Source organism: Novispirillum itersonii subsp. itersonii ATCC 12639, from assembly GCF_000381985.1.
GTDB classification, from domain to species: Bacteria; Pseudomonadota; Alphaproteobacteria; order Rhodospirillales; family Rhodospirillaceae; genus Novispirillum; species Novispirillum itersonii.
In genome coordinates, this window is record NZ_KB907346.1 from 71,099 (window position 1) to 84,537 (window position 13,439).

Consider the following 13,439-nt stretch of genomic DNA (forward strand, 5'->3'; position numbering starts at 1 on the left):
TCGGGGCGCAAAAGCAAACCCCCCGGTCTGACCGGAACACCCTGCCCACCATGGTGCTCAAACAGTCTAACCGAGGGGTTGCCGGGCCTCTCTCTGCCACGTCGCATAGTTAGCATGTCGCATGCCAAAAGGCTGCTTCGCTATAAATGATATTTTTTCCATTCTTTCCAATGACATAAAAAAACACCCCCGGACGGTTTCCGCCGGGGGTGTTTTCTGTTTTCGCAAAACGCAACGCAGTTCAGAAACTGCTTTTCAAACTGCCTGCGACTGCGGCGCAGTTACGCCTGCGGCGGTGTCCAGCGCAGCACCGGCTTCCGAGCGGCAAGGGTCTCATCCAGACGCCGACGCGGGGTATGCACCGGGGCCTGACGGAAGTATTCGGCATCACCGGCCTTCGCCCGTTCCGCCAGACCACGCACCGCTTCGATAAACTGATCGAGCGCGGCTTTGCTTTCCGTCTCGGTCGGCTCCATCAGCAGCGCCCCATGTACCACCAGCGGGAAGTACATGGTCATCGGGTGATACCCTTCGTCGATCAGCGCTTTGGCAAAGTCGAGGGTGGTGACACCGGTATCCTTCAGGAAGCGGTCATCAAACAGCGCCTCGTGCATCACCGGCCCCTCGAAAGAGGCTGACAGCACATCCGCCAGACGGGCATACAGGTAGTTGGCATTCAGCACGGCATCACCGGACACCTGCTGCAGACCGTCCTTCCCCAGTGCCAGCATATAAGCCAGAGCCCGGACGAACATGCCGAACTGACCGTGATAGCCCTTCATACGGCCAAACGGCTTCGCATCGCCTTCCGCGTCGCGCTCATGCTCGACCAGCCGGAAGCCCTTGTCATCCCGCACCACGTAAGGCACCGGAGCATACGGGGCCAGCGCCGCGGACAGCACGGTCGGGCCAGAGCCCGGACCACCGCCGCCATGCGGAGTCGAGAAGGTTTTGTGCAGGTTAATGTGCATGGCATCAACGCCCAGATCGGCGATGCGGATCCGCCCGACGACGGCGTTGAAGTTGGCGCCGTCCATATAGACGTAAGCCCCGGCCTCATGCACCACGCGGGAGATTTCGATCATCTCCGGCTCGAACAGACCGCAGGTGTTGGGGTTGGTGATCATCACCGCCGCCACATGCGGGCCGAGCTTGGCCTTCACAGCCTCCACCGACACCCGGCCCGATTCCTCCGCCGGGATGCTTTCCACCACATAGCCACAAATCGCGGCAGTGGCAGGGTTGGTGCCGTGGGCACTTTCCGGCACCAGAATGGTGGTGCGGTTTTCGCCACGGGCATCCATCGCCGCCCGGATCGCCATCACCCCGCACAGTTCCCCGTGCGCCCCGGCTGCCGGAGACAGCGCCACCGCCGGCATGCCGGTCAGCTGCTTCAGCCAGTGCGACAGGGTATCCATCAGCTCCAGCGCGCCCTGCACGGTGGAAACCGGCTGAAACGGATGAATATCAGCCAGACCGGTCATCCGCGCCGCCTTTTCATTCAGGCGCGGATTGTACTTCATGGTGCAGGAGCCGAGCGGGAACAGACCGGTGTCGATCCCGTAGTTCTTCTGTGACAGGCGGGTGTAATGACGGACCACCTGCGGCTCAGCCAGACCCGGCAGGCCGACACCGCCCTTACGGCGCAGGCCGCCCAGACGGTCTTCATACGGCTCCACCGCCGGAACGTCGACAGCGGTACGGTTCTGGTGGTCATATTCGAAGATCAGGCGTTCTTCGACCATCAGGCCCCGGTTGCCGGTAATGGTACGGGTCTCGGTCATGACAGCACCTCCTTCAGACCGGCGACAAGGGCATCGAGGTCCTCATCGCTGTTCATTTCGGTCACGGCCACCAGCAGTACGCCGTCCAGTTCCGGGTAGGTCGGATAGAAGCGGCTGGCAGGCACCCCGGCCAGTACCTTCTTTGCCGTCAGGGCTTCCACCACATCAGCGGCGGGTTTATCGAAGGCAATCGCGAATTCATTGAAGAAAGTCGACGACAGCACCTTCACCCCCGGCACCGCCGCCAGACGGCGGGCTGCTTCGACGGCGCGGGCATGGTTGTACTCCGCCAGCCCGGTGAAGCCCTTTTCCCCCAGCAGGGTCATGTGGATTGAGAACGCCGTCGCCACCAGACCGGAGTTGGTGCAGATGTTCGACGTCGCCTTCTCGCGGCGGATGTGCTGCTCGCGGGTCGACAGAGTCAGCACAAAGCCACGCTTGCCATCGACATCAACGGTTTCGCCGCACAGACGGCCCGGCATCTGACGCAGATACTTCGAACGGCTGGCGAACAGACCGACGCCCGGCCCCCCGAAGCCGACGGGCAGGGCCAGACTCTGGCCTTCCGCGACAACGATATCAGCGCCCATCTCTCCCGGGGTCTTCAGCAGGCCAAGGCTCAGCGGCTCGGTGGTGGCAACCACCAGCAGGGCCCCGGCCTCATGCACGGCGTCAGCCAGCGCCGAAAAGTCCTTCAGATGACCAAAGAAACCCGGTGTCTGCACGATAACGCAGGCGAGATCCTCATCAACCCGACCGATCAGATCTTCCAGACCCATCACGTCGGGGGGCAGGATTTCGACATCGACACCGGTGAACTTCAGGAACGTGTCGGTGGTGTCCGCAAAGTGCGGATGCACACCACCGGACACCAGAACCTTCTTCCGCTTGGTGATGCGCTGCGCCATGGCAGCGGCTTCAGCGCAGGCGGTGGCGCCGTCATACATGGAGGCGTTGGCCACCTCCATGCCGGTCATCAGTGCCACCTGTGTCTGAAACTCAAACAGCACCTGCAGGGTGCCCTGGGCGATTTCCGGCTGGTAAGGGGTATACGCGGTCAGAAACTCACCGCGCTGAATCAGATAGTCGAGGGCCGCCGGGGTATGGTGACGGTAGTTGCCCGCCCCCAGAAACGCCGCAGCCTGCGAACAGTTCAGGTTTTTACCGGCCAGCGCTGCCATAGCGCGCTCAACCTGAAGCTCAGTCTTCTGGTTGGGCAGATCAATCGCCTCAGGGTGACGGGCCGCAGCCGGAACATCCCGGTACAGGGCGTCAACCGACTCCGCGCCGATGGCGGCCAGCATGGCCTGCCGGTCTTCGGCGGTCAGGGGAAGAAAACGCATGATTCGTTATCCGTATTCCGTTATCCGGAAACAGCCCGACGAAACTCCGCCCGGCTGCCGTTTCAGGATGCCTTACAGGCTGGCGACGAAAGCGTCGTAGGCGGCCTTATCCATCAGGCCTTCCAGATCGCCGGTGCCGGAGATGGTCACCTTAAAGAACCAGCCTTCCCCTTCCGGGTCACGGTTGACCAGCGCCGGGTCATCGACCAGCGCCTGATTGCCTTCGGTGACGGTGCCGCTGACCGGGGAATAGACGTCAGACGCCGCCTTCACCGACTCGACAACAGCGGCTTCCTTGCCCTTGGACACGGCTTTACCGGCATCCGGGACTTCCACAAACACCACGTCGCCCAGCTGGCCCTGCGCAAAATCGGTGATGCCAACGGTGGCAACATCGCCGTCAACGGCGATCCATTCGTGTTCTTCAGTGAAATACAGAGTGGTCATCGGATTATCCCCGGTAATAGCGTTGTTCGACGAAGGGCAGGGTGACGACTCGGGCCGGAAGGGCCTTGCCGCGCACGATCAGGGACAGCGCGGTGCCGGGCTCGGCATAGGCGCTGGCGACGTATCCCATGGCAATCGGACCATTCACCGACGGACCAAAGCCGCCGCTGGTCACTTCGCCGATGGTCTGGCCGTCGGTGGACTGAATTTCGGTATGGGCCCGGGCCGGGGCCCGGCCTTCGACCAGAATGCCGACCCGGCGGCGGGTGGTGCCGTTGGTCAGGTGGTCCGTAACGGTGGCAAAGCCGGGAAAACCGCCGTCAGCCTTACGGCGCTTGCCAAGAGCAAATTCAAGCGCCGCTTCCACCGGGCTGGTGGTGGTGTCGATATCCGAACCGTACAGCGGCAGACCAGCTTCCAGACGCAGCGAGTCGCGCGCCCCCAGACCGGCGGGTTCGACGTCGGCGTGATCCAGCAGCTGACGCACCACATGGTCCGCCTGCGCCGCCGGGACCGAAATCTCGAACCCGTCTTCCCCGCTGTAGCCGGAGCGGGTGGCAAAGCACGGGACTCCGCAGATTTCCAGCGCACCAGCATCCATGAACACCATGCTGGCCGATGCCGGGGCAAAATGGGCCAGAACCGCCCCGGCCTTCGGCCCCTGCAGGGCGATCAGCGCCCGGTCTTCGTGGCGTTCAATCTTCACCCGGTCGCCGATGGTGGCCTGCATATAGGCGAAATCCGCCTCCTTACAGCCGGCATTGACCACCACGAACCACTTCTGCTGTCCGTCGGCGGTCTGGCCAAGATTGCAGACCATCAGGTCGTCGCGGATGCCGCCCTCATCGTTCATCAGCAGGGTATAGCGCTGACGGCCCGGCTTCAGCTCTTTCAGCGAGCCGGGCGTCAGGCTTTCCAGCGCTGCGGCGACGTCGGCACCGGTCAGGGTTGCCTGCCCCATGTGGGAGACGTCAAACAACGCGGCGGCAGTCCGGCACTGGGTGTGTTCGGCAATGATGCCCGCCGGATACTGAACCGGCATATCATAGCCCGCGAAAGGCACCATACGGGCCCCCAGCGAACGGTGCAGGGCATCAAGCGGGACCTGTTTCAGGGGCGCGGCGGAAGTGTCGGAAGCGGACACGGCGGCAGTCCTCGGACAGAAGGGGCACAGACCAGACCCTGCCATATCCGGCAGCGCCCAGGATTGAGTGCCTCCCTCTGTCTCACGACCTGAAAGATTCACGCCGGATCCTGGCGACTCCGTCATCGGGAGCGGGAAACCGGCGTTTACTTCTTCGGTGAGTGCGTCCCGCGCTGCGGGTCACACTGCTTTCCAGAGGTCCGTCCCCCCGCGGTCCTTTTGCCTGAGAGTTTCCGGAGGCGGTTGCTCCTTCGGCGCCGTTTTACCGTGTGGGTAAAACGATCTCTTCCACGGGGTTCGTTCGGTCTGCTCAACATGACCTGAGGCGCCGGTACGGTCAAGCCCCCAACAGGATCAGGGTCCGCTTTAACAGAGAAACCTTGGTAAATCCCTGTGTCTTTCGGATGAGGGCATGCAGCTTCTGCCGCTGTAACCGGCAATATTTGCCGACTGAACCCTCTGCAATCCCTACACTTTATTAACATTCCCGGCGTTACCATACAGGCATCACCGGGGGGTGAGGGCAGGTCTGCTATCCCCTTCGGCTTCCGGCCCGCAGGGGCCGTTCACTGTCGGGGATTAACACCGATGTCGATTGCCACCCCATCGCTTGCTCCGTCCGCGCCGGTCTTCTCGGTCCCCGCGGCCCTGTCCGATGTCCCGGATGCCGAACGGCAGGCATGGCGTGATCTGACCGCCTACGTCCGCGCTCTGCGCGACGGCGTTCCGCCGCTGACCCGTATTCTCAGCGATCTTCTGGCAACCCCCGGGGCTGCCAGCGTGTCAGATCTGAATACACTGGTGAATGCCGTGACCGGACGGCTGGGGGCCTCGCTGCGCGGCATGGTCCTGTCCCTGCTGCCCTCTCTGGGCGACGGGATCGAATTTCAGGCCGGGGAACAGGACCGGGCGCTGTATGCGGTGAATGCCATCAGCCCGGCAACCCGTGGTGCCCTGCACCTGCTGCTGGCCCCGGAAACCGAATTGGCCGACCAGTTCTCGATTCTGGAAGCGATCGCCCGGTTTGTCACCCTGTGGCGCTTTACCGAGGCCAGCGCCCGCGCGGCGTGGGTTGACCCCACCGACAGCAACGTGCTGTGGGCCAGCGTACAGCGTATGGCCCGCCGGGTGGAAAAAGGCGACTGCCGCCTGCGCCTGAACACCGATGGCACCAACACGCTGGTGCTGCGCTGCCCGGAGGGACAGGTTCTGGCGGCGTGGACCATGCCAAAGCCGATTCGCTAACGGCTGCTATAACCACCGAAGACGAAAAACAACGGGGGAGACCATGCAGTCTCCCCCGTTGTTTTGACGCCTCTGGCCCCGATCACACGTCCAGATTGGTCACTTTCAGGGCGTTGTCCTGAATGAACTCCCGGCGCGGCTCCACCACATCGCCCATCAGGGTCGAGAAGATTTCCTGCGCCTCATCGGCGTGGGCGACCTTCACCTGCAGCAGGCGGCGGACGTTGGGGTCCAGCGTGGTTTCCCACAGCTGGTCCGGGTTCATTTCCCCCAGACCTTTATAGCGCTGGATGGCAATGCCTTTGCGCCCGGCTGTCATGAAGGTGTTGACCAGACCGACCGGCCCCCGGATCACATGCTCGGTATCCTTAATGCGCAGCTTGGCGAGTCGCACATAGGCATCACGCAGAGTCGCGGACATCTGATCCAGACGGCGGGCTTCCGCCGAATGCACCACCACGGCATCGACCGTGTGGGTTTCGGTCACGCCGCGCAGGGTCCGCTGGAACACCAGTGCCCCGTCTGCGGCAATCTCACCGCTCCAGCCACGGTCATATTCCGCTTCCATCCGGTCAAGGCGCTGGGCGACATAATGCACCGCCTCTGTCGCCTTCTCCGAGGAGGCCAGAACCTCCGCATTCAGCGCCCCGGCAATCGCCACCTGCTCCAGCAGGCGATGCGGCACCCGGGTTGACATACGGTTGAGCAGCGCGCGAATCTGGCGGGCCTGCCCCAGCAGCTCCCGCAGGTGATCCCCGGCGACCTGCTGGCCATCGTGCAGGGTCAGCACCGCATCCCCCAGCGACACCTCGATCAGGTAGTCTTCCAGCTCGCGGTCATCTTTCAGATAGCGCTCCGACTGGCCGCGCTTGGCGCGGTACAGCGGCGGCTGGGCAATGTACAGGTAGCCACGCTCGATGATTTCCGGCATCTGGCGGAAGAAGAAGGTCAGCAGCAGGGTGCGGATATGCGAGCCGTCGACGTCCGCGTCAGTCATGATGATGACTTTATGATACCGCAGCTTGTCGATGTTGAAATCATCGGCCCCGATGCCGGTGCCCATGGCAGTGATCAGCGTACCGATTTCCTGCGAGGACAGCATTTTGTCAAACCGGGCACGCTCAACGTTCAGGATCTTCCCCTTCAGGGGCAGAATCGCCTGAAAACCACGGTCACGCCCCTGTTTGGCTGAGCCACCGGCGGAGTCACCCTCGACGATGAACAGTTCAGACTGGGCCGGGTCGCGGTTCTGACAGTCGGCCAGCTTGCCGGGCAGCGAGGAAATATCGAGCGCCCCCTTGCGGCGGGTCAGTTCGCGGGCCCGGCGGGCGGCTTCGCGGGCAGCGGCGGCTTCCACCACCTTGCCCATGATCCGGCGGGCTTCCGACGGATGCTCATCCAGCCATTCGGCCAGCTTTTCCGCCACCACGTTTTCAACCACTGTCCGCACTTCCGAGGACACCAGCTTTTCCTTGGTCTGGCTGGAGAACTTCGGGTCCGGCACCTTCACCGACAGCACGCAGGTCATGCCTTCGCGCATGTCGTCGCCGGTCGGCTGCACTTTCTCTTTCTTCAGAAGGCCACTCTGCTGGGCATAGGCCGACAGGGTGCGGGTCAGCGCCCCGCGCAGACCGGCGAGATGGGTGCCGCCGTCCTTCTGCGGGATGTTATTGGTAAAGCAGAGAGTGTTCTCGTGGTAGGCGTCAGTCCATTCCAGCGACACGTCGACAGTGATGCCATCGCGCTCGCCAGCCATCACCACCGGCTTTTCCTGCAACGGCTGCCGCGACTTGTCGAGGTACTTCACGAAAGCCTCGATGCCGCCTTCGTAATGGAAAGTCACCGATTTCGGCTCGCCATGACGGGCATCGGTCAGTACCAGCGTCACCCCGGAGTTCAGGAACGCCAGCTCCCGCAGGCGGTGTTCCAGCGTCTCGAAGCTGTACTCCGTGATGGCGAAAATGGACGGCGAGGCAAAGAAGGTCACTTCCGTGCCCTTCTGGTCCGGGGCCGGACGCACCCGCTCCAGATGCTTCACTGTATCGCCGCCTTCGAAGCGGGCGTAATGCTCCCAGCCATCCCGCCAGATCCGCAGATCCAGCCAGTCAGACAGGGCATTCACCACCGAGACGCCGACGCCGTGCAGGCCGCCTGACACCTTGTAGGAATTCTGGTCGAACTTACCGCCAGCATGCAGCTGGGTCATGATGACCTCCGCCGCCGACACGCCTTCTTCCTTATGGATATCCACCGGAATCCCGCGCCCGTTATCGCGCACGGTAACGGAGCCGTCGCCGTTGAGCGTCACCTCGGTCCGGTCGGAATACCCCGCCAGCGACTCGTCGATCGCATTGTCCACCACTTCATAGATCATGTGGTGCAGGCCCGAGCCGTCATCGGTATCCCCGATGTACATCCCCGGCCGCTTCCGAACCGCTTCCAGCCCCTTCAGAACCTTGATCGAATCCGCGCCATATTCGGGAACCGTCGCAGTGTTGGTGGCGTCGCTCATTGTGATGGGTACTCGCTTTCGACTGAACCGTCAGACAGACTCTGGCAGACGTAAAAACCGGCAACAAACCGCAGGTGCAAAACAGGGCGCACCAAGGCGGGGCATTTTAGTGCAAACCGCCGTCCCGAACCTCAAAAAACTGCGCCCGCGCCCCGAAAGAGGCAAACAGCGCATGATCGGTACCGGTCAGCCAGGCCTGCGCCCCCAGCCCACAGAGGGCATCATACAGGGCATCCCGGCGCTGGGCATCCAGATGGGCCGCAACCTCGTCGAGCAGCAGCAGCGGCGCCATTCCCCGGTGCAGGGCCTGCACCCGGGCCTGTGCCAGCAGAATCGCAATCAGCACCGCCTTCTGCTCTCCGGTGGAACACTGCGCCGTCGGCAGGCTTTTCCCGTGATGATGAACCACCAGATCTGTCCGGTGCGGGCCCTCGCCGGGGGCACCTGCCGCCTCTTTCGGGCGGTGATCGGTCAGCAGACGGCGATAGGTTTCCTCCGCCTCCAGGGCCGTGTGATCTTCCAGAAGACGCTCGACGAAGCCATCCAGCCCGATATCAGCGGACGGAAACGGGCCGGTCGCCTGCTCCAGCGCCCGGGACAGGCGGGCCGCCACATCCCGCCGGGCCGCAGCGACAGCGATGCCATGTTCGGCCATGGCATCTTCCAGCCCTTCATACCAGGCCCGCTCACGCACGCCGTCCTTCAGCAGCTTGTTCCGCTGCCGCCACGCCGAGTCGTAGGCCGACAGACGGCCCGCATGATCGGGATAAAGGCCAAAGACCAGCCGGTCAAAAAAACGCCGCCGCCCGGACGCCGCCTCAACAAACAGACGGTCCATCGCCGGGGTCAGCCAGATGGCGGACAGAACTGCGCCCAGTTCCGCCTGGGCCCGGACCGGCTCGCCATTGATATGCACAATCCGGCGGTCTGACGGTCCGGCTTCCCGCCCGGTCCCGATCGCCACCTCACCGCCGGGGGTCTGAAGGCGGGCGGCAACGGCCCACGCCCCCTGAACCCCACCGGCGGCACCATGGCGCACCACCTCGTGCAGGCGGGCCCGGCGCAGCCCCCGACCGGGCGCCAGAAACGACACCGCTTCCAGCAGGTTGGTCTTTCCCGCCCCATTGGGGCCGGTCAGCACAACGGGGCGCAGGTCCGTTTCAAGACGGGCATACGCGTAGGACCGGAAGTCGGTCATGGTCAGGCGGGTCACGCCCACCGGCGGAAGGGGAGAAACCGGGGCGGGAGAAGGCACGGCAGGCCCTGCACCCCCGCCCTGCGGCAGCAGCGGCAGATCAGACACGCATCGGCATCAGAACATAGACCGCAGAGGCATCCGCCACTTCGCGGATCACGGTCGGAGAGGCGGCATCAGCCATGGCAAAGCGGGCAGCATCGCCTTCCACCTGTGCCATGATGTCGAGCAGATAACGGCTGTTGAAGCCGATCTCCAGCGCGGCAGCAGCGTAAGAGCATTCCAGCTCTTCCACCGCGCTGCCAGCCTCCGGCGAGGAGGCCGACAGGGTGACAGTGCCCCGGTCAACGGCGACCTTGATCGCCCGGCTCTTTTCGGTGGAAATCGCCGACACACGGTCGACCGCATCCGAGAACAGCTTCTTGTCGACTTCGAGGATCTTGTCGTTGTCCTGCGGGATCACCCGCTCATAATCCGGGAAGGTGCCGTCAATCAGCTTGGAGGTCAGGGTCCCACCATGACCGAAGCTGAACCGCACCTTGGTATCCGACAGGGCAATGGTGACATCCAGCGCGCCCTCGTCGATCAGCTTCCGCAGTTCCGTCACCGCCTTGCGCGGCACGATCACGCCCGGCATCGCCGCCGCGCCTTCCGGCAGCGGCACTTCCACCCGGGCCAGACGGTGCCCGTCGGTGGCCACGGCCCGCAGCACCGGCACCCCGGACGAGGTGGCGGCATGCAGATAGATGCCATTCAGATAATAGCGGGTTTCTTCGGTGGAGATCGCAAACTTGGTGCGGTCAATCAGGGTCTGAAGATCAGACGCCGCCAGCGTGAAGGTATGGGTCGGATCCCCGGCCCCCAGATTGGGGAAATCCTCAACCGGCAGACACGGCAGGGCGAAGCGGGACCGGCCGGACCGCAGAGTCATCTGCGCATCCCCGGGGGTCTGCGACAGTTCGACCTGCGCACCGTCCGGCAGCTTGCGGATAATATCGTACAGGGTATGCGCCGGGGCAGTGATCGCCCCGTCAACCGTCACATCGGCAGTCACCGTCTCAACGATCGCCAGATCCAGATCGGTGGCACTCAGGGCCAGACCGCCATCACGGGCTTCCAGCTTCACGTTGGACAGAATGGGGATGGTATTCCGGCGTTCAACCACACTCTGGACGTGGCCAAGGGCCTTGAGAAGCGTACTGCGCTCGATGGTCAGTTTCACGGTCGCGCTCTCACCTGTTGTGAGCGCCCGCTCGGTCCGTCGGGGGAGCCCCAGAACAGCCGCCGCGGGGCGGGTTAAACCAACCGGCCGGGGGCCGGATTCCGCATGGCAAAAAAGCCGGAGGGACGGGCGCGGAAGTATAGCATAAGGCCCGTCGCCTCAAAGGAAATTTGCCCATCTCCGGAAGGGGTGCCCCCCGGAAACGGGCAAATCCGATCGGAAAAGAGAAAAATCAGCTTTCCAGCATCCGGCGCAGCAGATCAACATCCTCGGCAAAGGCGGGATCCCCCTGCCGCAGTTCGTCAATCTTACGCACGGCATGCATCACCGTGGTGTGATCACGACCGCCGAACTTGCGGCCGATTTCCGGCAGGGAGCGGCTGGTCAGCTGCTTTGCCAGATACATCGCCACCTGACGCGGCCGGGCTACCGACCGGGACCGGCGGGCAGAGTGCATATCCGACAGCTTGATCTGGAAGTGCTCGGCCACCTTTTTCTGGATCTCCTCAATGGTGATCCGGCGGTCGTTGGCCCGCAGCAGATCCCGCAGCACATCCTGCGTGGTTTCCAGCGTCAGATCACGGCCAACCAGCTGGGCATGGGCCACCAGACGGGTCAGGGCCCCTTCCATTTCACGGACGTTGGACGCGATTTTATGGGCGAGGAACTCCAGCACCTTTTCCGGCACCGCCACCCCCATCCGTTCAGCCTTGGCGGCAAGAATGCCCAGCCGCAGCTCGTAGGTGGTGGGATGAATGTCCGCGACCAGACCCGAGGCCAGGCGCGAGCGCAGACGGTCGCCGATGTCTTCCAGATCCGCCGGTGACTTATCGGCGGAAATCACGATCTGGCGCCCCTGATCGATCAGGGCGTTGAAGGTGTGGAAAAACTCTTCCTGCGTCGAATCCTTGCCCGAGATGAACTGGACGTCATCAATCATCAGCACATCGACAGAGCGGAAGCTTTCCTTGAACGCCATCGTATCCTTGTACCGCAGCGCCTTGACGAAGCTGTACATGAACTTTTCCGCCGACAGATAGATCACCCGGCGGTGCGGGTGGCGGTCACGGATGGCGTGGGCAATGGCATGCATCAGGTGGGTTTTACCCAACCCGACCCCACCGTACAGGAACAGGGGGTTGAACGACGGACGTTCCGAGTCGGCAACCCGCTGTGCCGCCGCATAGGCGAACTCGTTCGGCTTGCCGGTTACAAAATTATCAAAGGTATAGCGCGGATCCAGCGGCGCGGACAGATCGTCAAAGCTGCCTGCGGCCAGCGGCTGCGCCGGCATGGCGGTCAGCAGGGACGGCTGCACCGGGCGCTCCAGTTCAGCCGAAGACGCCGCCGAAACGGTCAGCACCGGCGTCGCCGGGGCCTCAGCCGCCGGAGTCGCCGCAGACGGGCGCCGGGCCGTTGCCGGACGGCGGGCCGGGGTCTCCACCGGGGCAGGGGCGGAACTGGCCACCCCCCGCACCGCCGGGGCCGGGCGCGAGGCTGCGGCGGCATCCACCACCACCTGCACCGTCCGGATCTGCGGATTCTCGCCCGACCACAGGGCGCGGATGCGCTCCGCGAAATGGGTGAGGATCCAGTCGCGCATGAAACGGGTCGGCACGGCCAGCTGAACCTGCGTTCCGCTGACAGTCCCCAGACGCATCGGCTTCACCCAGCTGGTGAACGCCGTATCACCGATCTCCTGCCGCAGGCGGGCCTGCACAGATTCCCAGTGAAGAATGGTCTGTTCGGTCACTCCACCCTCGTCCAAGCGTGCTTCTGCAGTTGCCATCGAGTCGTTCGTCTCCGCAGGGATGATCCTGCGGCTCCTCAGGTTATCAGGGGCAAGCCGCCCCGTGTCTATGTCACCCAGCACCGCCCGCCCCATGGTGGGCACGGAAGGCGCTGACCCTGCGTCGTAGGGTGCAGAAGGCCTCTCCGGTCCACGGCCCTCGCCGCAGTCCGGAGGAAACAGTCTGCATCATCCGAGTATTCCCGGCCTGCAGCCGACACACCCCGGGATCGCTGCGATCCCCGGCGCTGTGGCTGTCGTGGCCCGTTTTCCTCGCCCTGAACAGTCAGACCGCTTTTCCTGCGGCCCCCCTGTCCCCCGACGTCCCTCCATCCCGGTCCCGCAGAGACAACAAACCCCTGCGCGGGTCCTATGGACCTGCGTGCGCAAAGATCAGATTGTCCGGTGAACCCCGGGGGGAGGTCGTTATCCGAAGGCGACTTTATCCACAAAGGAGAAAAACTGACAACAAGATCGAAAGGAGAACATTGCAAGTTTTTCTCTTGACGCGATTCGGTCAAAAACACGTCTTGACGTTATTTTTCAATACGTTAGGCAAATCCGATTCTGCGCGGGAGTCGGCTCTCGAGTCGCAACCGCCATCGGCCTGGACATAACCTTATCCACAAAAACGAACATAAACGCGCATATCGAAAATGCAAAACGGCCACCACCGGAAAGGTGGCAGCCGTTCTGTTCTTTTATCCCGTTACCGGGAATCATCGCGACGGCAGATCAGGGCGAACCTGTCTGCTGTC

The 13,439-nt window shown here is 63.3% G+C and carries 9 protein-coding genes and 2 riboswitches; of the genes, 1 reads left to right on the forward strand and 8 read right to left on the reverse strand.

From position 1 onward, the window contains the following. Window positions 1-281: 281 nt before the first annotated feature. From gcvPB to gcvT, 4 genes are all read right to left on the reverse strand, one after another. A complete protein-coding gene (gene gcvPB, locus G365_RS0114605; RefSeq protein ID WP_019646272.1) occupies window positions 282-1,784 on the reverse strand; it encodes an aminomethyl-transferring glycine dehydrogenase subunit GcvPB in 1,503 nt (500 codons plus the stop codon). Further along, window positions 1,781-3,127, reverse strand: coding sequence for an aminomethyl-transferring glycine dehydrogenase subunit GcvPA (gene gcvPA, locus G365_RS0114610; RefSeq protein WP_019646273.1), 1,347 nt, complete (start codon window positions 3,125-3,127; stop codon window positions 1,781-1,783). Before gcvPA ends, gcvPB begins: the two co-directional genes overlap by 4 nt. A 72-nt stretch (window positions 3,128-3,199) precedes the next feature. Then, window positions 3,200-3,574 (reverse strand): glycine cleavage system protein GcvH, encoded by a 375-nt coding sequence (gene gcvH / locus G365_RS0114615; RefSeq protein WP_019646274.1) that lies wholly within the window; start codon window positions 3,572-3,574, stop codon window positions 3,200-3,202. Between the two features lie 4 nt (window positions 3,575-3,578). Continuing rightward, a complete protein-coding gene (gene gcvT / locus G365_RS0114620) occupies window positions 3,579-4,718 on the reverse strand; it encodes a glycine cleavage system aminomethyltransferase GcvT (RefSeq protein ID WP_019646275.1) in 1,140 nt (379 codons plus the stop codon). A gap of 74 nt (window positions 4,719-4,792) precedes the next feature. Continuing rightward, window positions 4,793-4,917: riboswitch (glycine riboswitch) on the reverse strand. A 2-nt stretch (window positions 4,918-4,919) separates the two neighbouring features. Continuing rightward, window positions 4,920-5,019, reverse strand: a riboswitch (glycine riboswitch). A 287-nt stretch (window positions 5,020-5,306) separates the two neighbouring features. Here gcvT and G365_RS0114625 point away from each other — a divergent pair. Then, the gene (locus G365_RS0114625) at window positions 5,307-5,963 is read left to right on the forward strand and encodes a hypothetical protein (protein WP_019646276.1); all 657 of its coding nucleotides are present in this window, start codon (window positions 5,307-5,309) and stop codon (window positions 5,961-5,963) included. Window positions 5,964-6,045: 82 nt separating this feature from the next. Here G365_RS0114625 and gyrB read toward each other — a convergent pair whose 3' ends face one another. From gyrB to dnaA, 4 genes are all read right to left on the reverse strand, one after another. Continuing rightward, complete coding sequence (gene gyrB / locus G365_RS0114630) at window positions 6,046-8,475, reverse strand: DNA topoisomerase (ATP-hydrolyzing) subunit B (RefSeq protein ID WP_019646277.1); 2,430 nt, start codon at window positions 8,473-8,475, stop codon at window positions 6,046-6,048. Window positions 8,476-8,581: 106 nt separating this feature from the next. Beyond that, entirely contained in the window at window positions 8,582-9,730 is a 1,149-nt protein-coding gene (recF, locus tag G365_RS0114635; protein ID WP_051089905.1) for a DNA replication/repair protein RecF, read from the reverse strand. 40 nt (window positions 9,731-9,770) lie between these two features. Further along, the gene (dnaN, locus tag G365_RS0114640) at window positions 9,771-10,892 is read right to left on the reverse strand and encodes a DNA polymerase III subunit beta (protein WP_019646279.1); all 1,122 of its coding nucleotides are present in this window, start codon (window positions 10,890-10,892) and stop codon (window positions 9,771-9,773) included. Window positions 10,893-11,124: 232 nt separating this feature from the next. Then, window positions 11,125-12,681, reverse strand: a complete 1,557-nt coding sequence (gene dnaA, locus G365_RS0114645) for a chromosomal replication initiator protein DnaA (protein WP_019646280.1) — start codon at window positions 12,679-12,681, stop codon at window positions 11,125-11,127. Between the last annotated feature and the right edge of the window lie 758 nt (window positions 12,682-13,439).

Bases quoted from the DNA above. Each gene is read 5' to 3' on its own strand.
- gcvPB (WP_019646272.1), bottom strand. From the start codon at position 1,784: ATGACCGAGACCCGTACCATTACCGGCAACCGGGGCCTGATGGTCGAA.
- gyrB (WP_019646277.1), bottom strand. From the start codon at position 8,475: ATGAGCGACGCCACCAACACTGCGACGGTTCCCGAATATGGCGCGGAT.
- gcvH (WP_019646274.1), bottom strand. From the start codon at position 3,574: ATGACCACTCTGTATTTCACTGAAGAACACGAATGGATCGCCGTTGAC.
- dnaA (WP_019646280.1), bottom strand. From the start codon at position 12,681: ATGGCAACTGCAGAAGCACGCTTGGACGAGGGTGGAGTGACCGAACAG.
- gcvPA (WP_019646273.1), bottom strand. From the start codon at position 3,127: ATGCGTTTTCTTCCCCTGACCGCCGAAGACCGGCAGGCCATGCTGGCC.
- G365_RS0114625 (WP_019646276.1), top strand. From the start codon at position 5,307: ATGTCGATTGCCACCCCATCGCTTGCTCCGTCCGCGCCGGTCTTCTCG.